The 23,365-nt window shown below is 54.5% G+C and carries 23 protein-coding genes; 19 read left to right on the top strand and 4 right to left on the bottom strand.

Annotation, left to right across the window (positions count from 1 at the left end):
- Positions 1–9: 9 nt before the first annotated feature.
- Entirely contained in the window at positions 10–1,674 is a 1,665-nt protein-coding gene (locus tag ACW44H_RS07480) for an electron transfer flavoprotein-ubiquinone oxidoreductase (RefSeq protein WP_457508131.1), read from the bottom strand.
- 489 nt (positions 1,675–2,163) lie between these two features.
- On the opposite strand from ACW44H_RS07480, the gene ACW44H_RS07485 reads away from it, so the two are divergent.
- From ACW44H_RS07485 to ACW44H_RS07550, 14 genes are all read left to right on the top strand, one after another.
- A complete protein-coding gene (locus tag ACW44H_RS07485; protein ID WP_113268115.1) occupies positions 2,164–2,925 on the top strand; it encodes an electron transfer flavoprotein subunit beta/FixA family protein in 762 nt (253 codons plus the stop codon).
- Positions 2,926–2,939: 14 nt separating this feature from the next.
- Positions 2,940–3,866 (top strand): electron transfer flavoprotein subunit alpha/FixB family protein, encoded by a 927-nt coding sequence (locus ACW44H_RS07490; protein WP_457508133.1) that lies wholly within the window; start codon positions 2,940–2,942, stop codon positions 3,864–3,866.
- Positions 3,867–4,066: 200 nt separating this feature from the next.
- Entirely contained in the window at positions 4,067–4,678 is a 612-nt protein-coding gene (locus ACW44H_RS07495; protein WP_113268113.1) for a superoxide dismutase, read from the top strand.
- Between the two features lie 251 nt (positions 4,679–4,929).
- A complete protein-coding gene (nrdH, locus tag ACW44H_RS07500; RefSeq protein WP_035578578.1) occupies positions 4,930–5,151 on the top strand; it encodes a glutaredoxin-like protein NrdH in 222 nt (73 codons plus the stop codon).
- Positions 5,152–5,160: 9 nt separating this feature from the next.
- Positions 5,161–5,592, top strand: a complete 432-nt coding sequence (gene nrdI, locus ACW44H_RS07505) for a class Ib ribonucleoside-diphosphate reductase assembly flavoprotein NrdI (RefSeq protein WP_113268112.1) — start codon at positions 5,161–5,163, stop codon at positions 5,590–5,592.
- Positions 5,574–7,766, top strand: a complete 2,193-nt coding sequence (gene nrdE, locus ACW44H_RS07510; RefSeq protein WP_457508136.1) for a class 1b ribonucleoside-diphosphate reductase subunit alpha — start codon at positions 5,574–5,576, stop codon at positions 7,764–7,766. Before nrdI ends, nrdE begins: the two co-directional genes overlap by 19 nt.
- Before the next feature lie 80 nt (positions 7,767–7,846).
- The gene (nrdF, locus tag ACW44H_RS07515) at positions 7,847–8,818 is read left to right on the top strand and encodes a class 1b ribonucleoside-diphosphate reductase subunit beta (protein WP_335597034.1); all 972 of its coding nucleotides are present in this window, start codon (positions 7,847–7,849) and stop codon (positions 8,816–8,818) included.
- 42 nt (positions 8,819–8,860) lie between these two features.
- On the top strand, positions 8,861–9,262 hold the full coding sequence (locus tag ACW44H_RS07520; RefSeq protein WP_457508138.1) for an NUDIX hydrolase: 402 nt from the start codon (positions 8,861–8,863) through the stop codon (positions 9,260–9,262).
- Positions 9,263–9,474: 212 nt separating this feature from the next.
- Positions 9,475–10,257 carry a DUF3450 domain-containing protein gene (locus ACW44H_RS07525; protein ID WP_457508140.1) on the top strand — a complete coding sequence of 261 codons (783 nt, stop codon included), beginning with the start codon at positions 9,475–9,477 and terminating at the stop codon, positions 10,255–10,257.
- The gene (locus tag ACW44H_RS07530) at positions 10,254–11,618 is read left to right on the top strand and encodes a MotA/TolQ/ExbB proton channel family protein (RefSeq protein ID WP_457508142.1); all 1,365 of its coding nucleotides are present in this window, start codon (positions 10,254–10,256) and stop codon (positions 11,616–11,618) included. The genes ACW44H_RS07525 and ACW44H_RS07530 overlap by 4 nt, the downstream gene beginning before the upstream one ends.
- Position 11,619: 1 nt before the next feature.
- On the top strand, positions 11,620–12,162 hold the full coding sequence (locus tag ACW44H_RS07535; protein WP_457508144.1) for a MotA/TolQ/ExbB proton channel family protein: 543 nt from the start codon (positions 11,620–11,622) through the stop codon (positions 12,160–12,162).
- Positions 12,155–12,562, top strand: coding sequence for an ExbD/TolR family protein (locus ACW44H_RS07540; RefSeq protein WP_457508146.1), 408 nt, complete (start codon positions 12,155–12,157; stop codon positions 12,560–12,562). Before ACW44H_RS07535 ends, ACW44H_RS07540 begins: the two co-directional genes overlap by 8 nt.
- Positions 12,559–13,338, top strand: a complete 780-nt coding sequence (locus ACW44H_RS07545) for a TonB family protein (RefSeq protein ID WP_457508148.1) — start codon at positions 12,559–12,561, stop codon at positions 13,336–13,338. The genes ACW44H_RS07540 and ACW44H_RS07545 overlap by 4 nt, the downstream gene beginning before the upstream one ends.
- A 4-nt stretch (positions 13,339–13,342) precedes the next feature.
- On the top strand, positions 13,343–14,407 hold the full coding sequence (locus ACW44H_RS07550) for a tetratricopeptide repeat protein (protein ID WP_457508150.1): 1,065 nt from the start codon (positions 13,343–13,345) through the stop codon (positions 14,405–14,407).
- A 26-nt stretch (positions 14,408–14,433) separates the two neighbouring features.
- Here ACW44H_RS07550 and xthA read toward each other — a convergent pair whose 3' ends face one another.
- Both xthA and ACW44H_RS07560 read right to left on the bottom strand, forming a co-directional pair.
- Positions 14,434–15,261: an exodeoxyribonuclease III gene (gene xthA / locus ACW44H_RS07555; protein ID WP_457508152.1), complete on the bottom strand. Its 828-nt coding sequence runs from the start codon at positions 15,259–15,261 to the stop codon at positions 14,434–14,436.
- Positions 15,261–15,518 carry a hypothetical protein gene (locus ACW44H_RS07560; protein WP_022523848.1) on the bottom strand — a complete coding sequence of 86 codons (258 nt, stop codon included), beginning with the start codon at positions 15,516–15,518 and terminating at the stop codon, positions 15,261–15,263. Before ACW44H_RS07560 ends, xthA begins: the two co-directional genes overlap by 1 nt.
- A gap of 144 nt (positions 15,519–15,662) precedes the next feature.
- Here ACW44H_RS07560 and rhlB point away from each other — a divergent pair, with 144 nt between their 5' ends.
- Both rhlB and dinG read left to right on the top strand, forming a co-directional pair.
- Positions 15,663–16,937 carry an ATP-dependent RNA helicase RhlB gene (gene rhlB, locus ACW44H_RS07565; RefSeq protein WP_457508154.1) on the top strand — a complete coding sequence of 425 codons (1,275 nt, stop codon included), beginning with the start codon at positions 15,663–15,665 and terminating at the stop codon, positions 16,935–16,937.
- A 5-nt stretch (positions 16,938–16,942) separates the two neighbouring features.
- Entirely contained in the window at positions 16,943–19,072 is a 2,130-nt protein-coding gene (gene dinG / locus ACW44H_RS07570; protein WP_457508156.1) for an ATP-dependent DNA helicase DinG, read from the top strand.
- Positions 19,073–19,110: 38 nt separating this feature from the next.
- Here the strand turns inward: dinG and ACW44H_RS07575 are convergent, their stop codons facing one another.
- A complete protein-coding gene (locus tag ACW44H_RS07575; RefSeq protein ID WP_457508158.1) occupies positions 19,111–20,187 on the bottom strand; it encodes a 3-deoxy-7-phosphoheptulonate synthase in 1,077 nt (358 codons plus the stop codon).
- A gap of 390 nt (positions 20,188–20,577) precedes the next feature.
- Here ACW44H_RS07575 and rpoE point away from each other — a divergent pair, with 390 nt between their 5' ends.
- The 3 genes from rpoE to ACW44H_RS07590 all read left to right on the top strand — a co-directional run bounded on the left by rpoE (position 20,578) and on the right by ACW44H_RS07590 (position 23,365).
- Positions 20,578–21,177, top strand: a complete 600-nt coding sequence (rpoE, locus tag ACW44H_RS07580) for an RNA polymerase sigma factor RpoE (RefSeq protein WP_113268100.1) — start codon at positions 20,578–20,580, stop codon at positions 21,175–21,177.
- Between the two features lie 292 nt (positions 21,178–21,469).
- Positions 21,470–22,213, top strand: coding sequence for a sigma-E factor negative regulatory protein (locus ACW44H_RS07585; RefSeq protein ID WP_457508160.1), 744 nt, complete (start codon positions 21,470–21,472; stop codon positions 22,211–22,213).
- A gap of 48 nt (positions 22,214–22,261) precedes the next feature.
- Positions 22,262–23,365, top strand: coding sequence for a MucB/RseB C-terminal domain-containing protein (locus ACW44H_RS07590; RefSeq protein WP_457508162.1), 1,104 nt, complete (start codon positions 22,262–22,264; stop codon positions 23,363–23,365).

Here is a 23,365-nt window from a genome sequence, read left to right on the forward strand (position 1 = left end):
TGCTGCTTCTTACATATTGGGGTAATTAGGCCCGCCGCCGCCTTCTGGTGCTACCCAGGTAATATTTTGCGCCGGATCTTTGATATCGCAGGTTTTGCAGTGTACGCAGTTCTGGAAGTTGATCTGGAAGCGAGGCTGCCCTTCGCTATCTTCGACTACTTCGTAGACACCGGCTGGGCAGTAGCGCTGGGCCGGCTCGGCGTACTCGGGCAAATTGTGCTGGATAGGTATTTCCGGATCGTCCAAGCGTAGGTGACACGGCTGATCCTCTTCGTGGTTGGTATTGGAGAGAAATACCGAAGAGGGTTTGTCGAAAGAGAGCTTGCCGTCGGGCTTGGGGTAAGTAATCTTTTCAAACTCAGACGCCGGTTTCAGCACACCATGATCAGTGTTGGTGTCGTGCACATTGGGTAGCTTGTTGCCCAGCAACTGATTGACAAAGTTGTAGGCGCCGCCGCCCATCGTGCCGTACTTATGCATGGCGGGGCCGAAGCTTGCGCTCTCTTTAAGTTCTTGATAGGCCCAGCTGGCTTCCCACTTCTGGGTAAAGCTTGTGAGTTCCTGGCCACCCTCGTCGCCCGCCTTGAGCGCTTCAAATACGCTTTCCGCCGCCACCAAGCCAGACTTCATGGCAGTGTGCAGGCCTTTAATCTTGGAAAAGTTGAGCGTGCCGGCATCGCAGCCGATCAGCAGGCCGCCGTCAAAGGTCATTTTGGGTAGGCAATTAAAGCCGCCTTTGGTCAGCGCACGTGCGCCGTAAGCCACCCGCTTACCGCCCTCCAGATATTGGCTGAGCGCCGGATGATGTTTCATGCGCTGGAATTCATCAAAGGGTGAGAGCCACGGGTTCTGGTAGGAGAGATCCATGATCAAGCCAACCACCACCTGCTGATTCTCAGCGTGATATAAAAACCACCCGCCAGCGGTGTTTTTATCCAGCGGCCATCCTGAACCATGAACCACCAGCCCCGGTTCGTGCCTGTCGGCCGGCACATCCCAAAGCTCTTTCAGGCCAATGCCGTAGTGCTGCGGGTCGCGTCCGGCATCAAGGGAAAAGTGCTCTATCAGGCGCTTACCCAAGTGCCCCCGGGCGCCTTCGGCAAACAGGGTATACTTGGCGCGCAGCTCCATACCCGGCATATAGCCATCTTTGGGGGTGCCATCAGCGGCAACGCCCATATCGCCGATCTGGATGCCGCGTACCACGTTATCTTCTATAATCACTTCCTGAGCGGCAAAGCCGGGGAAGATTTCAACGCCCAGCTCTTCTGCCTGCTCGGCCAGCCAGCGGCATAGATTGCCTGCGCTGATCACGTAGCGGGTCATGTCGCCGCCGGTGTTGTGCATGCTTTTGGGTACCAACGCGTTGGGCAGCTTTTGCGCCTTCTGGGCGTCTTTTAGCAGGTAAACATCGTCGCGAATGGCGGGCGTATTAAGCGGTGCGCCGCGATCTTCCCAGTCAGGGAATAGCTCTGCCAGAGCGCGGGGTTCGAATACCGCACCTGATAAAATGTGCGCGCCGACTTCTGAGCCTTTCTCAACGACGCAAACGGTTAATTCTTGCTCCGCCTCGTTGGCTTGCTGCATCAGGCGGCATGCGGCGGAAAGCCCGGATGGGCCCGCACCGACAATGACAACATCAAAGTCCATTACATCGCGTTCAACAGTTTCCACCCGGTTTCTCCTTACTCTCTAAGTGCCATTGTGTGCAAACGCTAGCCTATGGCTTTGTTGTAAGCACTAACTGTTGTAAGTACTAGCTTATAAACAGATGGCCTTAATTTAAAACGGTCGTTTGCTTCTGGTTATACCCCATAATAGGCATAATACCTGTGTCAGGTCACGCCTACGATGGTGAAAGCAGCATTTCTCGGCGGTAAATTTCGCCCATCGCTGTTCAGTGCTACGACCAAGGCTGTAGTTATCAACTATTGTTGCTAGCAGACAGGCTATGGCAAATTAATAGGGTTTTTCAATTGCGTACCTATCAAACGCTTGAATGAATTTGAATGTGCCGCCATTGTTGGCACCGCATGTGTTAAAAACGTTTTCGCTAACAAAGTATTCAGTCGCTCTTTAATGGCAACTGTCCAATAAGAGGTATCCGCTGGGCGGGTGCCGTCTCAGGTTAACGGCTTTTACTACAAGCCAAGCGAGGAACCTATGAAAGTACTCGTCGCGGTAAAACGCGTCATCGACTACAACGTCAAAATCCGTGTTAAAGCGGACCACTCGGACGTCGATCTGACCAATGTCAAAATGGCCATGAACCCCTTCTGCGAAATTGCCGTGGAAGAAGCGGTGCGCCTCAAAGAGAAGGGCACCGCCACGGAAGTGGTCGCCGTCACGGTCGGGCCCAAAGCCGCCCAAGAGCAGCTGCGTACCGCGCTGGCGCTGGGCGCCGACCGCGCGATCCATATCGAAACCGACGAGCGCGCCGAATCGCTGGCGGTCGCCAAGCTGTTGGCCAAGGTTGTCGAAGAAGAGCAGCCCGGCCTGGTGATCCTGGGTAAACAGGCGATCGACACCGACAACAACCAAACGGGCCAGATGCTCGCCGCGTTGACCAACCTGCCCCAGGGCACCTTCGCCTCGGAAGTGGAAATTAGCGGTGACGGAAGTGATAAAAAGCTTAACGTCACCCGTGAAATCGACGGCGGCCTGCAAACCGTGGCACTCACGCTGCCCGCGATTGTCACCACCGACCTACGCCTGAACGAGCCGCGCTACGCCAAGCTGCCGGACATTATGAAGGCCAAGAAAAAGCCGCTGGATGTTAAAACCCCCGCCGATTACGGCGTCGAGGTAGCGTCCAAGGTCACGTTGCTCAAGGTGGAATCGCCCGCCGAGCGTAAAGGCGGTATCAAAGTGGCCTCGGTAGACGAGCTGATCGACAAACTGAAAAACGAAGCCAAGGTGCTTTAATAGGAGCTGATCTCATGAGCATTCTGGTACTTGCCGACCTCTATGAAGGCCAACTGGCCGGCGCCACCGCCCACGTGGTCGCCGCCGCTCAGGCCATCGGTGGTGAAATTGATATTCTGGTCGCCGGCGAAGGCGTCCAGGCAGCGGCAGACGCCGCCGCAAAACTCGACGGCGTCAACAAAGTACGCGTTGCCGATAACGCCGTTTACGCTCATCAACTGGCTGAGCCCATGGGCGCGCTGCTGGTCGAACTGGCCGATGGCTATACCCACGTGCTGGCCAGCGCCTCCACCACCGGCAAAAACGTCCTGCCGCGCCTCGCCGCGTTGAAAGACGTCAGCCAACTGTCGGACGTGCTGGGCGTCGAAAGTGCCGATACCTTCCTGCGCCCGATCTACGCCGGCAACGCCATTGCCACGGTGAAAAGCGACGACACGCTGAAAGTGATCACCGTGCGGACCACCGGCTTCGATGCGGTGGGTACCAGTGGTAGCGCTACGATTGAAGCGGTGGATTTCGTCGCTGACAATAGCCAGTCCCGCTTTGTGAAAGAAGAGCTGGCCCAGAGCGACCGTCCGGAACTTGGCGGTGCCAAGGTGGTGATCTCCGGTGGCCGCGGCATGGGCAACGGCGACAACTTCAAACTACTCGACGGCATTGCCGACAAGCTGGGCGCCGCCATCGGTGCTTCCCGCGCGGCGGTCGACGCAGGCTTTGTGCCCAACGACATGCAGGTCGGCCAGACCGGTAAGATCGTTGCACCCGACCTGTACATTGCGGTAGGCATCAGCGGGGCGATTCAGCACCTGGCGGGGATGAAAGACTCCAAGGTGATCGTCGCGATCAACAAAGACGACGAAGCGCCGATCTTCCAGGTGGCCGATTACGGCCTGGTGGGGGATTTGTTCGAGATCTTGCCGGAGCTTGAAAGCAAGCTGTAAGTGTTTGAGCAATCGATAAGCATTAAGCCGACTTCGCCTGAAGTCGGCTTTTTTGTGTCAGGTGTATTAGGTAAACTGCCAATAGTTGACTAAAGTACTGGGGCAAAGGGTAAGAAAAACTGCCCCAGAGGTTGAAAAGCTGCGGATTGACCGCACATAAGTAAGTGAAAGCAACGAAAGCCACTCAAGGAGATGATGATATGGCACATACACTACCCGAACTGCCGTACGCATACGACGCTCTCGAACCAAATATCGATGCAATGACGATGGAGATTCACCACTCTCGTCACCACCAAACCTACATCAACAACCTGAACGCCGCGCTGGAAGGTACAGGCCTTGAAGATGTACCGGTTGAAGAGTTGGTCTCTAATCTGGATCGTGTTCCAGAAGCCAAGCGTCAAGCCGTTATCAATAACGGTGGTGGGCATGCTAACCATTCTATGTTCTGGCAGATGATGTCACCCAATGGTGGTGGCAAGCCCCAAGGTGATGTTGCAAAAGCTATCGATTCAGAACTGGGTGGCTTTGAAGCTTTCCAAGAAGAATTTAAAAAAGCAGCTGTGGGTCGTTTCGGCAGCGGCTGGGCGTGGCTCTCCGTCACCCCTGAGAAGAAGCTGGTCGTCGAAAATACGCTTAACCAAGACAGCCCGCTGATGCACGGCAACCAGCCGCTTCTCGGTCTGGATGTTTGGGAACATGCCTACTACCTGAAGTATCAAAACAAGCGTCCTGACTATATTGCAGCGTTCTTTAATGTGGTTAATTGGGAAGACGTAGAGCGTCGTTACCAAGCTGCCATTAGCTAATATAGCGATGATCCGCTAGCAGTGCCCGTTCACGGCACTGTCAAAAAACCGCCCACTTTTTAGTGGGCGGTTTTTTTATTGGTTGGGATATTGCTGGGTAATAGCTGTCAATATCCTGTGGATGAAAAATACCACATATGCTTGAATTGATTTTCTTATGGGCTATATATAGTATGCGTTGTGTCTTCTAAAGGGTGCGGGCACTAGATGTGCTCTACCCGAAAAACGCCGCTTTGAAAAGGGAAATCACCATGGAAATTCAAATTTATAGCAAGCCAGCCTGTGTTCAATGCACTGCGACTTACCGCGCGCTGGACAAGCAGGGCCTTGAGTACACCGTGATTGATATTACCGCTGAGTCCGGTGCTCAAGAAGAAGTCGAAGCGCTAGGCTATCGCCAGCTTCCTGTCGTGGTCGTGGGTGAAGATCACTGGTCGGGTTTCCGCCCCGATCGCATTCAAGCCCTCGCGTAAGCGATTACCATGCTGGCAAGTTGTTCAACACCTGTCGCCGGCAGTTTGGTGTACTTCTCCACGAAGTCAGGCAACACCCATCGTTTTGTAGAAAAGCTTGGTTTTGCAGCAACGCGGTTACCCCTCAAGCAAGGCGAGTCGGCACCACAGATAACGCAGCCATATATTTTAATTACCCCCACTTATGGCGGGGGCGAGACACAGGGTGCGGTACCCAAACAGGTTATTCATTTTCTTAATGACCCGCAGAATCGGGGCCTCCTGCGGGGGGTGATTGCTGCTGGAAACACTAATTTTGGCGACGCATACGGTCTTGCTGGCGATATTATTGCGAAAAAGTGCCACGTGCCGCTGCTGTATCGATTCGAACTGTTTGGCACCGACGATGATGTGGCCAACGTCCGTAAAGGAGTAGAAGAGTTTTGGAAACGACTAACGTAGCCACGAAAAATGACGCCGCCAACAGCGTGGTAGGATCAAAAAGACCAGCAGCAGGCGAGACGCGTACACTGGATTACCACGCCCTCAATGCCATGCTTAACCTGTATGGTGCCAACGGCGAACTGCAGCTGGATAAAGATCGCGAAGCGGCACGTCAGTACTTTTTGCAACACGTGAACCAAAATACGGTGTTCTTCCACTCGTTGAAGGAAAAACTCGATTACTTGGTGGAAGAGCAGTACTACGAAGCGGAAATGCTTGCTCAATACAGCTTTGAATTTGTGAAGGCGTTATTTGAGCAGGCGTATGCGTATAAATTTCGCTTCCCCAGTTTTTTGGGTGCCTTTAAGTACTACACCAGCTATACGCTGAAGACGTTCGACGGCAAACGCTATCTAGAGCGTTATGAAGACCGAGTTTGCATGGTGGCGCTGACCCTGGCACGGGGTGACGAAGCCTTGGCCAAATCGCTGGTGGACGAAATCATTAGCGGCCGTTTTCAGCCCGCGACTCCCACGTTCCTGAATTGCGGTAAGCAGCAGCGCGGTGAACTGGTGTCATGCTTTTTGCTGCGTATCGAAGACAACATGGAGTCGATTGGTCGCTCCATTAATTCGGCGCTTCAGCTCTCCAAACGGGGCGGCGGTGTCGCCTTCCTGCTCACTAATATTCGTGAGTCCGGCGCGCCCATCAAGCGAATTGAGAACCAGTCATCGGGCATTATCCCGATCATGAAGCTGCTGGAAGACGCGTTTTCCTATGCGAATCAATTAGGGGCTCGTCAGGGGGCGGGAGCGGTATATCTGAACGCTCACCACCCGGATATTCTGCGCTTTTTGGACACCAAGCGAGAAAACGCCGACGAGAAAATCCGCATCAAAACGCTGTCGCTGGGCGTGACGATTCCGGATATCACCTTTGAACTCGCCAAGCGTAACGACGATATGTACCTGTTCTCGCCCTACGATGTGGAGCGTGTTTACGGCGTCCCATTTGGCGATATCAGCGTTACCGAGAAATACCAGGAAATGGTCGCGGATGCGCGTATTCGCAAGCATAAGATCAACGCCCGGGCTTTCTTCCAAACGCTGGCTGAGCTGCAGTTTGAGTCGGGCTATCCTTACATCATGTTCGAAGATACGGTAAATCGTGCCAACCCGATTGCTGGCCGCATCAATATGAGTAACCTGTGTTCGGAAATCCTGCAGGTGAATACGCCCACAGAATATGACGATGATCTGGGCTACCGTCAGGTGGGTCAGGATATATCCTGCAACCTGGGTTCCATGAATATCGCCAAGGTGATGGACTCAGGCGATATCGGCACCAGCGTGGATATTGCCATTCGCGGCCTCACCGCCGTGTCTGAAATGAGCAACCTGCGCAGCGTACCCTCGATCGCAGAAGGTAATGCAAAGTCGCGGGCCATTGGCTTGGGCCAGATGAACCTGCACGGCTATTTGGCACGGGAGCATATCTACTATGGCTCTGATGAGGGGTTGGATTTCACCAATCTCTACTTCTACTGTGTGGCGTTTTATGCACTGCGTGCCTCTAATCGCCTGGCAATCGAAAACAACGATACCTTTTCAGGCTTTGCGGACTCTACCTACGCCTCGGGAACGTTCTTCGATAAATACACGGATCAAGCGTGGCTGCCGCGCACCGATAAAGTGCGTGAACTGTTCGAGCGTAGCGGTATTGCGTTGCCGACTCAGGAAGATTGGCAGGAGTTGAAAGCGTCGGTCATGGCCCATGGTTTATACAACCGTAACCTTCAGGCCGTACCGCCCACGGGGTCAATCTCCTACATCAATAACTCCACCTCCAGTATTCACCCGGTGGCGGCGAGAATCGAGATTCGTAAAGAGGGCAAGTTGGGGCGTGTTTATTACCCGGCGCCTTTTCTTAATGAAGCCAATTTCGACTATTTCCAGGACGCTTATGAAATTGGTCCGGAAAAGATCATCGATACCTACGCCGAAGCGTCGCAGCACGTTGACCAGGGGCTGTCGCTAACGCTGTTCTTCCCTGACACGGCCAGTACGCGGGACATCAACAAAGCGCAGATTTACGCCTGGCGTAAAGGTATTAAAACGCTTTACTACATTCGCCTTCGCCAAAGTGCCTTGGAAGGCACCGAAGTGGAAGGCTGTGTGTCGTGCACGCTGTAGTCAGCTAGCACCTTGTGTCTGTTATTGAAAGCCCGGCGTTAAGAGCCGGGCATTGAACGCTACGTTTTGAGAGCAATGCCATGAACACCATGCAACGTTTATCGCGGGTTGACGCGATTAACTGGAACCGGCTTCAGGATGATAAAGACCTGGAAGTGTGGAACCGCTTAACCAGTAATTTCTGGCTGCCTGAAAAGGTGCCGCTATCGAATGATATTCAGTCATGGAACACCCTGACGCAGCAGGAAAAACAGCTGACGATCCGCGTGTTTACTGGCCTGACACTGCTGGACACCATTCAAAGCAGCGTGGGCGCGCCGGTGTTAATGGAAGATGCCCGCACTCCTCACGAAGAGGCGGTTTACACCAATATCGCTTTTATGGAGTCGGTGCATGCGCGCTCCTATAGCTCGATTTTCTCGACGCTCTGCACCACGCGTGATGTAGACGACGCATTTCGCTGGAGCGAAGAGAACCCTACGCTGCAGGCAAAATCGCAGCTGATCTTAGAGCGCTACCGCTCTGATGATCCGCTGATGCGCAAAGTGGCCAGCGTTTTTCTTGAGTCGTTTCTGTTCTATTCCGGCTTCTACCTGCCGATGTACTGGTCAAGCCATGCCAAGTTGACTAACACCGCCGACCTGATCCGCTTGATCATTCGTGACGAAGCTGTGCACGGCTACTATATTGGCTACAAGTTCCAACAGGCACTGGCGGAAGCGACGCCAGAGCGGCAGCAGGAAGTCAAAGATTACGCCTACGAGCTGCTGCTGGAGCTTTACGACAACGAAGTGCGCTACACCGAGTCGCTGTATGACGAAGTTGGCCTAAGTGAAGACGTGAAGAAATTCCTTCACTACAACGCCAATAAAGCACTGATGAACCTTGGCTACGAGCCACTATTTCCCAGCAGCGTTACCGATGTGGATCCGACTATCATGGCGGCGCTTTCACCCAATGCCGACGAGAATCACGACTTCTTCTCGGGCTCCGGTTCCTCCTACGTGATCGGCAAAGCCGTCGCCACAGAAGATGACGACTGGGCGTTTTAATATTGCCATGAGCTGTGGCGCAGAGTGTAAAAAGGAGGAGGTATGCCAGGAAATGCAGCTAACGTATTGAAAATTGCCGCAGCGGTAGTGAGCGACCCTGACGGTCGTTTGCTATTAGTGCGCAAGCACAACACGTCTTTTTATATGCAGCCGGGCGGCAAGATCGATGAAGGTGAAACCGCGTTAGAGGCAGTGTGTCGTGAGCTGCAAGAAGAGCTTGGTTTGCATGTTAGCGAAGATCAACTGATCCCGTTGGGCATGCATTCTGCTCCCGCTGCTAACGAGCCCGGCGTGACGCTAGAGGCGGATCTGTTTGGCCTTGTTATTGACGTGTCTGTTAAGGCAGCAGCGGAGATCGCCGAAGCAATATGGGTCACCCGCGAAGAGGCTTGGCAACTGCCGCTGGCGCCGCTGACCAAAGAGTACATAGCAGTAAATCATTAAATTGCTCATTGTGATAAGAGGCGCCTATAGGCGCCTTTTTTTTATGCTTCAGAGGTCAGTAACAGCTGTGTTTGGTTAATGATAAATATTGTCATTTATTATATTAGTGGTAGGCTAGTCAGCGTAAAAGATAAACGCAAATCGTTCTAATACCCAATTAGTTTCTAGTGGGGCGGTGCCCGCCGCCCGCTACTCAGTGACGGAGAGTCGACGTGCTGAACAGGCCTTTCTTTGCCTTGCGTGGATGGTGGCTAGCGGGAGTGCTGGCCAGTGGCACGCTGTTGGCAAGTGAACAAGCAGTGGCTCAAGCGGCCGAAAGTGTAGAAGCCCAGCAAACCCAGGCAGCGCTCCAGGAGCAGATTGATGCCGCCGATGAACAGACCCGCGAGCAGTTGGAAGAGCTGCGTCGTCTGGAACGTGAGACTCGCCGGTTAGAGGCTGACAATGCTTCATTGGCTGGAAGTTTAGCGGAAGAGGCCGAGCGCCAGCAGCGGCTGGCGACGGCGCTGGATACGCTGGAAGAGACCCGTGCAGCATTGCCCGTGATTGAACAAAATATGGCCGAGCAGCTTAGCAACTGGATTGAGGGTGACTTGCCCTTCCTTCGCGATGAGCGGTTGGCGCGTGTCGAACGTCAGCCAGGCGAACAGGGTGAAAACACCATTGAGCGTATTAATGGTCTGCTCGAAGCGTGGCGCGTAGAGCTCGACTATGGCCGAGAGATGGATAGCTGGCGAGGCCGTTTACGCCAAGAGAACCGTGAACGGGAGGTGGATTTTTTACGCATCGGGCGTGTCGGTTTTTATTACCTTACTCCCGATGGCCGCGAGGGTGGTGTATGGAATGCCGAGAGTGGTGAGTGGCAACCGCTCAATGACGAGTATCTGCGTGAAGTGCGCAGTGGGTTGCGCATGGCAGAAGATCAACGTGCGCCAGAGCTATTAACGTTACCGCTCTCGGTTAGCGCGAATGATCAGCAGGGAGAGCAGCCATGAGGCGTATTCGTTTAGCGCTGCATCGCCTGGTTACGGTCGGCATGCTGATGGCGCTGATGGTGTTCAGTGGGTTAGCCACCGCGCAAAATGATAGTACGACTTCTTTACGTGAAGCACGCGAAGCTGCACAAGCGCGCGACCAGCAGCGTTTAATGAGTTTTCTAGATGACCAGCAAGCACTAGAGACTGCCTTGGAGCAGGCTCGAAACGACTACGAGAGTGCCCAACAACAGCATGACGCCCTTGAGGCCCAGCAGGCAGAGCAAACAGATCAAGCTAGCCAATTAAGTGAGCGCCAAGCGGAGCAGGGCGAGGCGCTGGCAGGTCTACTATCTAATCTTGCCCGGCATAGTTCTGAAATACGCAATGCGCTGGGTGAAGAGAGCTTGCTTACCCTCGAAGAGGGCTCACTGCCGCCGCGCTTGGATGAAGTCGAGGTGCTTGAGCGCCATCAGTTGGAAAATGTAGTTGACGGCTTAGCGACGCTGACTGCGCGCACCGGTCGTGCTGAGCGGCTTTCAATGCCGGTCGCTGACGCTAATGGGGAGGTGGCCACTCGCGAGCTAGTACGGTTGGGCGATTTCGCGGCCTTTACCGAGAACGAGCTTTTAGAGCGCGGTGAAAACGACGGTAATCTGGTCGTGTTACCCCGCACACCCAATGATATAGGCGCGTTACTAGCGGATTATTACCACGGCGAAAGCAACGTGTTTGCGGTGGACCCTACCCAGGGCAGCGTTTTGGAGGCCTTGGCCCAGCAGCCTAGTCTGTGGGAGCGTTTCCAGCAGGGTGGTTACGTCGGCTACGTGGTCGTTGCATTAGGCATTTTAGGTTTGCTCATAGGGTTAGGGCAGTACCTCTATTTAGTCGTCGTCAGTCTGCGTGTTAACCGGCAGCGTCAGTCGCTCAACCAATTAAAAGCTAACAACCCCCTGGGACGTGTATTGCTGCGTTTTGAGGGCATGGACAAGCATCAGACCCCGGAAGCGCTAGAAGCGCGCCTGGATGAGGCGGTGCTGGCTGAGCTGCCTAAGCTCGAACGCAGCCAACCCATGGTCAAGCTACTGGCGGCGATTGCGCCGCTGCTCGGCTTGCTGGGGACGGTGACCGGCATGATCGTGACTTTTCAGGCAATTACTGTCTTCGGTACGGGGGATCCGCAAACCATGGCCGGCGGTATCAGCCAAGCGTTGGTGACCACCGTGCTGGGCCTGATTACTGCAGTCCCCTTGCTGTTTGTGCAAACAGCGCTGTCGGGTCGTAGTCGCTATTTAACCCATGTCATCGAAGGGCAGGCGAGTGCGACATTGGCGGACCATCTAGAGTCTCACTCGCCCGCTTATACGTCGGCGGTGAACTGAAATGTTCGCTTTTCCACTTTGGCTCGAGCCCGTTGAGCGCTTGGTTGAGGCAGGCGGTGCCGTGTTGGTCGTGTTGGCAGTCGTGGCGGTGCTCGTGTTTGCCATGGCCATGGAGCGCTGGTGGTATTACCGGATTACCTGGCGACTGGCGCGACGACAGCTGTTACGCCGCTGGGCGGCGCGCAGCGATCATACGAGCTGGAGCGCCCGTACACTACGTCATGTATGGGCGGACGCGTTAGTGGCCAGGCTACGCAAACCGCTGCCATGGCTGAAGCTGTTGGTCGCGCTTTGCCCCTTGCTAGGCTTATTAGGCACGGTGACGGGCATGATCAGCGTATTCGATAGTCTTTCGCTCAGTGAGACTCATCAAGCACGCGCCATGGCAGACGGTGTCGCGCGGGCGACGCTGCCGACGCTAACCGGTATGGCCATTGCTGTGGTTGGGCTTTTATTTATTAGTCGTTTAGAACATGTCATTCGTCGTGAAGACCAGCGGCTGCATGATCGCTTGGCGCGGGCACTGGAGGACAATGATGCGTAGACGTCGTTCCATAGAAGCGGCTGCTGAGGGCAATGAGGTCAATTTGACTCCCATGCTCGACGTAGTGTTTATCATGCTGATTTTCTTTATCGTAACCACTAGCTTTGTCAAAGAAAGTGGCGTCGAAATCGATCGACCTGAGTCTAATGCCGCCACGCCTCGCCCAGACGCCCAGGTACTGGTGGCAGTGTCTCCTGATGGCGCGGTGTGGGTAGATGGCAGCCCGGTGGATGTCCATCGGGTCGGACAACAGGTTGCCAATATGCTGAGTGAAGATGGTTCAGTGGTGATCCAGGCTGATCGCGAGTCCACGACAGGGCTACTGATTGAGGTGATGGATCGCCTACGTGAGGCGGGCGTTGATCAAGTGGCGGTGGCAGCGAGTCGGAGTGGGTCATGATGCGTCACCTGCTGTCGTTATTGGGCGGCGTCGTGCTGGCAGTAGGCTTGTTCTGGTTGCTTGCGCAACTTGTAGCACCCCCTGAACGGGAGCCCGAAGAGCTGACCATGAGCATGGCGATGACAATGGTCGATGCGCCGGAGGTGGCTCCGGAACAGGAGGCGCCTACGCCTCAGCCTGTTGAAACGGCGCCGCAACAAGCACCGCCGCCTATGCCTGCTCCTGAGCCGCCCCCGGTAGTGGAAATCACGATTAGTCTGCCCGAGGTAGAGCTTCCGGATGAGCCCGTTGAACCGGTTGAAATGGACAGTGAGCTCCCTGAGCTCACCGAAGTAGAACCTGAGCCGGAACCCGAGCCTGAGCCTGAGCCTGCTCCAGAACCCACGCCGGAGCCAGCTCCGCAAGAAGCGCCTGCTGAGCCAGCGCCCGCCGCTACAACTGCTGAGCAGAGTGAACCTGCTGAGCGCGAGGCAGCTCCAGCTGCGGAGCCCGCTCCCTCTAACGAGCCGGTGAGCGTTGGCCAAGCTACCCCGACTAGCCGGGTCAACCCAAGCTATCCGCCGCGCGCGCAGCGGCGGGGTATGGAAGGCTTTGTAGAGGTCGCCTTTATGATTCGCCGTGATGGTAGTGTCGATGCCTCTTCGATACGCATTACCAATGCCCAGCCGCGCCGTGTATTTGACGATGCTGCGAGGGATGCGATTGCTCAGTGGCAGTTCGAACCCAGCGATCGGTTACGCAATGCCACCCAGCGGATCGAGTTTCAGTTGAGGTAGCCGTATGAAGCGTTCTTTAATGTGTTTGTTACTCAGTATCTGGTCGTTTTCGGCGTCAGCCAGCCCAGCACTGCAAGGCGACGTGATTGCCGACCTCAACGCACTGCAGAGCCAGTTACAAGAGGGCGCGCTGGCTCAAGTTATTGAACGGGCCACCGCCCAGGCTGAGCGGTTGGCATCCGGCAACCAATCGGATCAATGGGCGAGTGCGCTCTATCAACAGCTGGCGGCAGGCGCCTTGGCGCGCCAGGATCAGCCTGCGGCAGCAGCAGATCGGCTGGCGATTGCGCGTGGTTTAAATGGTGTTGATGACGACCAGGCAGCCCGTTGGCTACGGGAAGAGGCTTCGCTGCGCCGCGCGGCTGATCAGCGTGACCAAGCCATTGAGCTCCTCACTGAGTGGTTAACCAGTCAGCAAGATATTGATACTACCTGGCAACTAACCCGCCTGCTGGCGCAACAAGAGCGCTGGGAGGAAGCCGCCGAATGGCTTGAACAGGCGCTTAGCCAGACACCAGAACCAAGCGACGCGCAACAGGCGTTAACGCTGGCGATTTACCGCAATGCTGGGCAAAGCGAACAGGCATTGAGCTGGCTGCTGGATGGTTTAAATGCGCAAAGCAGTGCCGCCGATTGGCGCCAAGCCGCCGGGCTTGCCCAGCAGGCAGGTCAGTCGGGCGTGGCTGCCGGCTTGTGGGAAACAGCGTGGCAATTAGGCAAATTATCCGAGCAGGAAGATTTCTGGTTGTTGATTCAACTTCATTTGGCAGGCGGAACGCCCGCACGGGCGGCAGAGCATCTAGAGCAGGCATTGAGTGAAGGTGATATTGTCCGCGATGAGACCAACCTGCGTTTGCTTGCCAGCGCTTGGCGGCAGGCTAAGGATGTTGAGAAGGCCTTAAGTGCTTGGCAAGCCTTAGCGTTGCACACCCAGGCAGCCGCCGACTGGCGAGCTTATGGCCAGCTTGCGTACGCCTGGGGTGACGAAGGGCAGGCGAAACAAGCTTTTGCTCGCGCCTCGGCGCTGGGAGACGATGAGGCGGAGCAGTGGTTAGCCCACTTTGACTAAGCGTTAAGCATCTCTGGTGCTGCAGACTAAGATTTAAGCGTTAGCGCAAAGTCGCTCCAGGTGGGCGCATGATCAGAAGGTCGTTCCATGCCGCGCAGTTCGTAATCGATGCCAGCACCGCTGATGTGTTTGGCAAGTGCCTGGGTGACTAAAATATAGTCAATGCGTAGGCCGCGCTTGGGCTTTTGATTAAACCCTTTGGAGCGGTAATCAAACCAGCTAAAACGATCATTGTCGTGCGGATAGCAGAGTCGGTAGCTATCGGTTAGCCCCCACGCTTTAATCCCATTGAGCCATTCCCGCTCGATGGGTTGAAAGCTGGTTTTGCCCTCGCGCAGCCAGCGCTTGCGGTTGGCTTCGCCGATGCCAATGTCCTGATCTTCCGGCGAGATATTAAAATCACCCATGACGGCTAGTCTCTCATCAGGGCGGTGCTGTTCGTTAAGCAGTCGCGCTAGCTGGCCGTAAAAGCGCTCTTTATTGGGAAATTTAGTGGGGTGGGTAACGTTTTCCCCTTGCGGAAAATAGCCATTCCAAACGGTAACGGCTTCGCCATCTTCCGCCAGTAGGCGTACGCCAATCATGCGGCGTTGAGCATCTTCTTCATCGTCGGCGAAGCCATAAAACACTTCTTGAGGAGCCTGACGGCAAAGTAAAGCAACGCCATAATGGCCTTTTTGTCCGTGATAAAAAACGTGATAACCCATGGCTTCAACATCGGCAATGGGAAACTCGCTATCCTGCACCTTGGTTTCCTGCAAGCCAATCACGTCAGGTTGCTGGGTATCGATCAACGCCTGTAGCTGGTGAAGGCGGGCTCGGATGCCATTGATATTGAAAGAAACCAAACGCATTACGAGTCGTCCCCCTTAGGTTTGCTAGCATCGCTGCTCGATTTGTCAGGGTGTATAGCAATATCCTGTCCGCTCTGCTGGCGAGCGAGTTTTCTCACCGCCTGAAGCTTGCGCTGCTGTTGTTTTTTGGCCACAAAGCGGCGTGAAGGGGCAACTTGGTCAGGATTGTCGTGACGCCATTTTTTGTAATCCTTGCGCCGACCGGTACGTATAGTCACCTTGTCGGCCAGTGAACGGGTTTTTTTCTTACGCGTCATGTCGCGCTCCTTACGTCGATTTAACGGCTATTCTAACAGGCCTTGGGACTCCTTCGACAGCAGGACGCGCTCTTATCGCCAAGCCCTGTTACAATGCGCACGTCAAGAAGCCAACTTCCACAGCAATGGACAGATAGACAGCCTATGAGCGAGTCGGAACAGACCACAGCCCCGGCCCAGAACCGCAAGCCAAAACGCCGCCGTCGTAAACCGCGTCGTCGCCAGTCGAACTGGGATCTTCGTCAGTTTCAGGTGCCCGCCGTGGCCGGCAAGTGGCGCTTTCATGACTTTGATCTGCCGCTGCCCTTAATGCGAGCTATTCATGCCCAAGGGTTTGAGTACTGCACGCCTATTCAAGCCGAGGCCTTGCGCCAAACGCTGTTAGGTGGCGACATTGTCGGCAAAGCGCAAACGGGAACCGGTAAAACCGCAGCCTTTTTGATTTCCGTGATGGCCTACTTCCTGGAGGAGCCAACACCTAACGGTCAAAAACCGGGTGCGCCGCGCGCCTTGATCATTGCGCCCACCCGTGAGCTGGCGCTGCAGATCGAAAAAGATGCTAAAGCACTAGCACGCTTTACCCAGCTTAATGTGGCAAGCGTAGTCGGCGGTATGGACTACCAGAAGCAGCGTGAAAGCCTGGGTAGCAAGATCGATATCCTGGTGGCAACACCTGGGCGCCTGTTGGATTTCCATCAGAAGCGCGATATCGACCTCAATGAAGTCGAAGTATTGGTGTTAGATGAAGCCGACCGCATGTTGTCGATGGGCTTTATCCCCGATGTGAAACGGATCATTCGCTACACGCCGAAGAAAGAGGAGCGTCAAACCTTCCTTTTCTCGGCCACCTTTACTGACGATATCTTGAATCTTGCCAGTCAGTGGACGCAGGATCCTGCCCACGTTGAGATCGAAGTGACCGTCGAGAATCAGGCCGATATCGATCAGCGTGTCTACATGGTGTCCGATGACGATAAACAGCGCTTGTTGGTTAATTTACTCCAGCAAGAGAGCTTTGAGCGCGTGATGGTATTCGGTAACCGCCGTGATTTGGTGCGCAAGCTAGACGACGTGCTCAAGAAAGCCGGTGTTAGTGTGGCGATGCTGTCGGGCGATGTGCCTCAGAACCAGCGCATCAAGACACTCGAAAGCTTCCGCGAAGGCGAAATCCAGGTATTGGTCGCCACAGATGTTGCTGGCCGTGGTATTCATATTGAAGACGTCAGCCACGTCATCAACTACACCCTGCCCGAAGACCCTGAAGACTACGTGCACCGTATTGGCCGTACCGGTCGTGCCGGGGCCAAAGGCGTTTCGATTAGCTTCGTTGGCGAAGAAGATGCCTTCTCGCTGCCGGAAATCGAGCGCTATATCAACGACAAGCTACCCTGCGTGCATCCGCCGGAAGGTATGCTCTAAGCCGCATGCTTGATACAACCCTCAAAAGCGAGATTCAAGACGCTTACCGTCGCGTGGTGGAAAACCTTGAACTAACGCCACGCTATGGCCAGCGTATGATGATCGCTGAAATTGCACGTACGCTGGGAAATATCGAGAGCGACAGTGAGGGTAAGCGCACAAGTGATACCCACGTCTGTGTGCTTGAAGCTGGCACCGGTACGGGTAAAACGCTGGCTTATTTGATCGCCGCTTTGCCGATCGCTAAAGCGCGAGGCAAGCGGCTGATCATCTCCACGGCCACGGTCGCACTTCAAGAGCAGGTGCTTAACCAGGACTTACCTTCACTCGCCAGCCACAGCGGTATCGCCTTTCGCTACGCACTAGCCAAAGGGCGCGGTCGCTATGTGTGCGTCGCGCGACTGGATCAGGCGCTCGAAGGGACTGAACCCAACCCAACGCTGTCGCTGTTTGAGCAGTCGCTGCAAACGCAAAGTAGCGACTTCACTGTGATTGCCAGCGATATGGCGCAGGCTTACGGGCAGGGCGAGTGGGAAGGGGACCGCGATAACTGGCCGGAAGCGATTGAGGATGCCCACTGGCGGCGGCTAACGGTGGATCATCGCCAGTGCACGGGCAGGCGCTGCGGGCACTTTGGTGCCTGCGCGTTTTTTCGCTCCCGTCGTGAGCTTGAGAATGCTGACGTTATCGTCGCCAACCACGACCTAGTGCTGGCTGACTTGGCCTTGGGCGGCGGCGCTATTCTCCCCGATCCGGCGGACTGCATCTTTGTGTTTGATGAAGGCCATCACTTGCCTGAAAAAGCGCTCTCCCACTTTGCCCACCGCTTTGCGGTACACGGCTGTTTGCGCTGGCTGAAAACGCTAAAAAGCAGTTTGACCGATCTTCATCAAGCGTTAGCAATTCAACCAACTGTGTCCCGCCTATTAGTGAGTTTGCCGGAGCTGATACATAACCTGGAACCCGCGCTAGGCGATGTGTTCAGCATGGGGCATCAACTGGCGGACAGGCCCAACGGCCTAGCCGATGAAGAGACTACTCACCAATCGCGGTTTGAAAATGGTCAGGTACCCGACGCTTTACGTGAGCAGGCACAGCAGTTGCTGGTGATGTTTGCGTCGCTTTCACGCTGTTTGGAAAGTATCAGCGATATTCTGCGCGAAAGCCTCGACCCTGATAAGCAGACCGGCCTTGATCGTGAGCAGGCGGAAGCTTGGCTGCCGCTGGTGGCGCTGCTCCATGGGCGTGCCTTAGAAGCGCACGCGCTTTGGCAGGCGTTTAGCGAACAGGATATGGCTAACGAAGCGCCCAGCGCCCGTTGGATCACCCTAAGCCGTGTAGCGGGCGAGCCGGAAGTTGAGTTTTCGGCTAGTCCCGTTTCAGCTGCGCATACGCTAGCTAAACATTTATGGGGGCGCTGCCACGGTGCGGTGGTCACCTCGGCGACCTTAACGGCCTTGGGGCGCTTTGAACGTCTTCAGGAGCGTGCAGGCTTAGCCAACCGTTATCGCTACCAGGCATTACCCAGCCCGTTTGATTATGCTAATGCAGTGCTGCGAGTACCTAAGGAAGCCACCGATCCTGGTGACCGCGACGCTCATGAAAGGGCTATTGTTGCTTTCGTATCGCAGTTAGCTGACAAAGAGGCAGCGTTGGTGCTGTTTTCTTCTCGCGCCCAGCTTCGAGCGGTGGACAAGGCGCTGCCGGTCGAGATTAAAGCTCGCGTATTGGCTCAGGACGCTCTTCCTAAGCGTGAGTTGATCGAGCGTCATCGTTCGGCAGTCGATAAAGGCGAGGGGAGTATTATCTTTGGCTTGGCGAGCTTCGCCGAGGGGATCGATCTCCCCGGCGACTATTTGACGCATGTGGTGATTACGCGCCTGCCTTTTGCGGTGCCGGACGATCCGATAGGGGCGACGTTAGCGGAGTGGATAGAGAGCCAAGGTGGCAATGCGTTTATGCGCATCAGCGTACCCGATGCGTCTATTAAGCTGGTGCAGGCCTGTGGGCGCTTGATTCGCAAGGAGAGCGACCGAGGAACTATCACATTGCTGGATAAGCGGGTCATTACCCGTCGCTATGGGCAAGCCTTGCTGGATGCGTTGCCGCCATTTCGACGTGAAATTAGCCGTTAGAAGGTCATTAAAAACCCCGCCATAGCGGGGTTCAGGACCTACTTGGAGATACGTTTGGCTAGCGTGTCGGCCAGTTTAGTGTTCATACGGTTGAATGTTTCCACCGTAGTATCCCAGTCAATGCAGGCATCGGTAATGGAGACGCCATACTGCAGTTGGCTGAGATCCTGGGGTAGCTTTTGATTACCCCAGCCAATATTGGATTCGACCATTAGGCCAATAATGGACGTATTGCCTTCCAGAATCTGGTTGGTGACGTTTTCCAGCACCAGCGGCTGCAGTGCAGCATCTTTGTTGGAGTTGGCATGGGAGCAGTCAATCATGATGTTGGGTGATAACTTGGCTTTCTCAAGCTCTCTCTCTGCCAGGGCAACGCTGACGCTGTCGTAGTTGGGCTTACCATTGCCACCACGCAGCACAACATGGCCGTAGGCATTGCCACGGGTACGGATGATCGCCACTTGGCCTGCCTGGTTAATGCCCAGGAAATTGTGAGGGCTAGCGACGGACTGAAGGGCGTTGATGGCCACGTCCAGGCTGCCATCGGTGCCATTTTTGAAACCGACCGGACAGGAGAGGCCAGAAGCCATTTCGCGGTGTGTCTGCGACTCGGTAGTACGAGCACCAATCGCTGACCAGCTAATGCAGTCTTGCATATACTGGGGCGAGATGGGGTCGAGTGCTTCGGTGGCGAGCGGTAAGCCCATTTCAGCGAGATCGACCAACAGTTTTCGTGCGATATGCAAGCCTTCATCGATCTCAAAGGAGTCGTTGAGGTGGGGGTCGTTGATTAAGCCTTTCCAGCCGACCGTTGTGCGCGGTTTTTCAAAATAAACGCGCATCACAATATACAGGCTGTCGCTGACTTGGTCAGCCAGCGCGCGGAGGCGGCGGGCATAATCAAGTGCAGCTTCCACGTCGTGAATTGAGCAAGGGCCGACGACCACGAGCAGTCGCGGATCGTTGCCATCTAGAATATTCTGAATGGTTTGGCGTCCTTCGATAACCGTGCGCTCTGCCGCATCAGTCAACGGTACTGCGTTTTTGAGCGCTTCTGGCGTGGTAAGAACGTCTTGAGCGAGGACGTTAAGGTTATTAACCTGCTGTTCTGACATCTTGCTACCTGTGCTTGCATAATGGCTGAAAAAGAGAGGGGGGCGATAAAAGTGGCATCTACTATCGCTTGCCGTGGAGGTAAAAATCAATTGCTGTGGAACTATAGCGAGATTAAAAGTGTCAGCCGCAGGATTTTGAGATAGGGGTATGCAGCGCTTGATGCGCCGCTCAGAACGCGTAACACTGCTATTAATGTCGTTATAATCGTCGTAAAACATAGCCTAGTCATAATAGGTGGCAACATTCTCGGGCGACGTATTTGCCCTTTATTTCACTCGATTATTAATCAATGCCCAAGGGACGCTATGCTGCTTGCTGTGAACGCCCACGTGTTAGGGCTAATAGGAATGGAGCTCGGCGCGCGCCGTACGAGCTGGAGGGGCGTGTGAATGGGCACTCGGGAAACAGATCAACAACTTGTGGAACGTGCTCAAAAAGGCGATACGCGCGCTTTCGATTTGCTGGTAAAAAAGTACCAGCACAAAATTATCGGTCTAATCGGTCGTTACGTTCATGATCATTCAGAAGTTCAGGATGTAGCCCAGGAGGCTTTTATTAAGGCGTATCGCGCCTTAGGCAAGTTTCGTGCAGAAAGTGCCTTTTATACCTGGATGTACCGTATTGCCATCAATACCGCGAAAAATTATCTGGTCTCGCGAGGACGACGCCCACCGGGAAGCGATTTGGATATCGTCGATGCTGAAATTATCGACCAAAGCGGACGGCTAGCAGATTCAGAGTCACCGGAAGCGGCAATTGCCAGGGATCAGCTAGAGGCAGCGGTTTATCAGGCGATCGAAAATTTGCCTGATGACCTACGTACGGCGATAACGCTTCGTGAGCTGGATGGGCTGGCTTATGAAGATATCGCGCAGGTGATGCAGTGTCCGGTGGGAACCGTTCGCTCTCGTATTTTTCGTGCCCGTGAGGCGGTTGATGAACATATTCGACCGTTAGTATCAACGGCACGGAACAGTCGTGATGAATAACGGTCAGTAGTTGCAGTGTTGAATGACGTTCGTAAATGACCATCACAAGGAATGAAGATTTTACTTTTTTTGTGAACTGTCTGGCTTGTAAGGCGTCATACAACTTGATTATCTTGATGCGCATGTTTGATCTATGTGTGAAGCGTCATGAGCTTAGCGTTGTTGCCTAATTGGTTTTAAAACGCATTAGTTTGCAGCGGAGTCTTGGCCTTGGAAGTCGTCGGTGTGAAGGTGTCTATTAAGATTATTCATCACGCCAGTACTTCTTTTAAACAGTGTGAGGGTGTGAAGTATGAGTCAAAACACACGGGAATCACTTTCGGTGTTAATGGATGGCGAAAGTGATGAGCTTGAGCTTCGCCGAGTGTTAAAGGCACTGCCTAATGATGACGATGCCGCAGATACTTGGCGCCGTTATCACCTTGCGCGCAGCATGATGCAGCGTGAGCAGGGTGTCGATGTCAGTGTTGATCTTTCAGCTGGTATTATGGCCCGATTGCGTGAAGAACCTGCTCCGGTAATGCAGGATGTCGACCATGTGGCTCACCGCGCGGGAGGTATTTCGTTTGCTCGTGGCGCAGGCGTTGCTGCCGCTGTCTCATTGATGGTGATCACAGGCGTACAGTTCTTTGGCAATAACTCATCGGTTAGCCAAAGTGGCGGTGAGATGGCAACAGCAGCGCAGGGGGTTAATGGAGCTAGCGTAAACGGGGCTAACCAAGTGCAACCCGTTAGTTTGGCGTCTCAACCCGCCGTGGCGTCGCGTGCTGATATGCCCATGTTTGAGCCTACACCGTTTAGGCTTAGTGGCCAGACGGGGCAAAGTGGCTTGATGAATATTAGCGAAGCCAGCTTCTCAGCGCAGCCCCCCCAAGGGGTTACCGCCTCTCAGGGTACGAACATTGATGTTGACCAGATTGGCTTGCTGCAATCCTACTTAGAACAGCATACCCAAAGTGCCGCTTATGGTAGTGGCGATAGCTGGATGCCGTTAATGCGTTCATCAGCGGTAACTGAGCCATTAGGCCAACGCTAAGTCAAACCCTTATTAACGATCTGGTCAGGTGAGTAGGGAGTGCGCGGGATGGGTGTGCGCAAAAAGGGTCTGTTCAAAAAGGGTCTGTTCAAAAAGGGTCTGTGCAAAAAGATAGTACCCAAGCACGCTAAGTGTGCATGGCTACTGGCGGTAATGATGGGGATTCTCTCATCGCAAGCGCATGCAGTGAGCACAGATGACCCAGAGGACAGGCAGAATGACAGCCGCACGACGGGTTATGAGTGTACAGAAGCTCCCCAGGCGACGCCCAGTAATGCAACGCAGTGGCTTGAGCGAGGCTTGTGGGCTAGCCATTGTTACGCCTTTCAGGCGAGAGCGGTTGCGATCGATGCTATTAACGTACGTACATTAGCGCTCTCTCACCGCATTCGAGACGGTATTCGACAGCAAGTAGTGCAATATTTAGACGGTCCCTCCGTCAGTATCGAGCGCCGCTCGCCAGTGGGGCAGTTGGCGTGGACCCAAAGCCATAATGGTGAGTTGCCCTCTCCCGCGAGGTGGGCGGCACATTTAGAACAATTTTATACTGTTTCGCTTGAAGAGGATGCCCGGGTTGCAGGTCGCGACGCCGTCAAGCTGATTTTTGAGCCCCTTGATCAATGGCGTTTTTCTCATGAGTGGTGGCTAGACCGTGATACGGGTCTGCTACTTAAGCATGTGCTTATTGATCAGCAGGCGCAAATCATTGAAACTTTTCAAATTACCCAGCTTCAGTCGCCTCAAAAGTATAAGGGCCGTGTTTGGGTTGACTCGCCCCAGGTTATTCTTAACACCCCTTGGCATACCACATGGCTACCCGATGGGTTTGTCGCTCAGCCGGTGACCTTCGCGGGCAATGACGTCCATAAGCGTGTTTATAGCGATGGCTTAACCACTGTCAGCCTCTTTGTTGAATCCCTTGAGTCTGCTGAAACCACCCTGCTGCAAGAAGGCGTACATCAGTTGGGCGTGTCTGCAGTGGCTGTTCAGCACTTGGTTACCCCTGAAGGCCGTTGGCAATTAGTGGCTATTGGTGAGCTGCCGATAGCCACCCTGCAGCGAATTGTCCGCTCAATTACCTTTGACGTGGGTGATGAGACACAAACGCAGGAAAGTACCGACGACTATGAAGCACTTAAGCCTGAGCATTAG

Source organism: Vreelandella sulfidaeris Esulfide1 (genome assembly GCF_054072535.1).

What these genes read in the sequence shown, in the direction of transcription:
- nrdF (WP_335597034.1), top strand. Translation starts at nt 7,847, where the DNA reads ATGAACACCATGCAACGTTTATCGCGGGTTGACGCGATTAACTGGAAC.
- ACW44H_RS07530 (WP_457508142.1), top strand. Translation starts at nt 10,254, where the DNA reads ATGAGGCGTATTCGTTTAGCGCTGCATCGCCTGGTTACGGTCGGCATG.
- rpoE (WP_113268100.1), top strand. Translation starts at nt 20,578, where the DNA reads ATGGGCACTCGGGAAACAGATCAACAACTTGTGGAACGTGCTCAAAAA.
- ACW44H_RS07550 (WP_457508150.1), top strand. Translation starts at nt 13,343, where the DNA reads ATGAAGCGTTCTTTAATGTGTTTGTTACTCAGTATCTGGTCGTTTTCG.
- ACW44H_RS07575 (WP_457508158.1), bottom strand. Translation starts at nt 20,187, where the DNA reads ATGTCAGAACAGCAGGTTAATAACCTTAACGTCCTCGCTCAAGACGTT.
- dinG (WP_457508156.1), top strand. Translation starts at nt 16,943, where the DNA reads ATGCTTGATACAACCCTCAAAAGCGAGATTCAAGACGCTTACCGTCGC.
- ACW44H_RS07585 (WP_457508160.1), top strand. Translation starts at nt 21,470, where the DNA reads ATGAGTCAAAACACACGGGAATCACTTTCGGTGTTAATGGATGGCGAA.
- ACW44H_RS07485 (WP_113268115.1), top strand. Translation starts at nt 2,164, where the DNA reads ATGAAAGTACTCGTCGCGGTAAAACGCGTCATCGACTACAACGTCAAA.
- rhlB (WP_457508154.1), top strand. Translation starts at nt 15,663, where the DNA reads ATGAGCGAGTCGGAACAGACCACAGCCCCGGCCCAGAACCGCAAGCCA.
- nrdI (WP_113268112.1), top strand. Translation starts at nt 5,161, where the DNA reads ATGCTGGCAAGTTGTTCAACACCTGTCGCCGGCAGTTTGGTGTACTTC.
- ACW44H_RS07490 (WP_457508133.1), top strand. Translation starts at nt 2,940, where the DNA reads ATGAGCATTCTGGTACTTGCCGACCTCTATGAAGGCCAACTGGCCGGC.
- xthA (WP_457508152.1), bottom strand. Translation starts at nt 15,261, where the DNA reads ATGCGTTTGGTTTCTTTCAATATCAATGGCATCCGAGCCCGCCTTCAC.
- ACW44H_RS07520 (WP_457508138.1), top strand. Translation starts at nt 8,861, where the DNA reads ATGCCAGGAAATGCAGCTAACGTATTGAAAATTGCCGCAGCGGTAGTG.
- ACW44H_RS07590 (WP_457508162.1), top strand. Translation starts at nt 22,262, where the DNA reads ATGGGTGTGCGCAAAAAGGGTCTGTTCAAAAAGGGTCTGTTCAAAAAG.
- ACW44H_RS07545 (WP_457508148.1), top strand. Translation starts at nt 12,559, where the DNA reads ATGATGCGTCACCTGCTGTCGTTATTGGGCGGCGTCGTGCTGGCAGTA.
- ACW44H_RS07540 (WP_457508146.1), top strand. Translation starts at nt 12,155, where the DNA reads ATGCGTAGACGTCGTTCCATAGAAGCGGCTGCTGAGGGCAATGAGGTC.
- ACW44H_RS07535 (WP_457508144.1), top strand. Translation starts at nt 11,620, where the DNA reads ATGTTCGCTTTTCCACTTTGGCTCGAGCCCGTTGAGCGCTTGGTTGAG.
- ACW44H_RS07495 (WP_113268113.1), top strand. Translation starts at nt 4,067, where the DNA reads ATGGCACATACACTACCCGAACTGCCGTACGCATACGACGCTCTCGAA.
- ACW44H_RS07560 (WP_022523848.1), bottom strand. Translation starts at nt 15,518, where the DNA reads ATGACGCGTAAGAAAAAAACCCGTTCACTGGCCGACAAGGTGACTATA.
- nrdH (WP_035578578.1), top strand. Translation starts at nt 4,930, where the DNA reads ATGGAAATTCAAATTTATAGCAAGCCAGCCTGTGTTCAATGCACTGCG.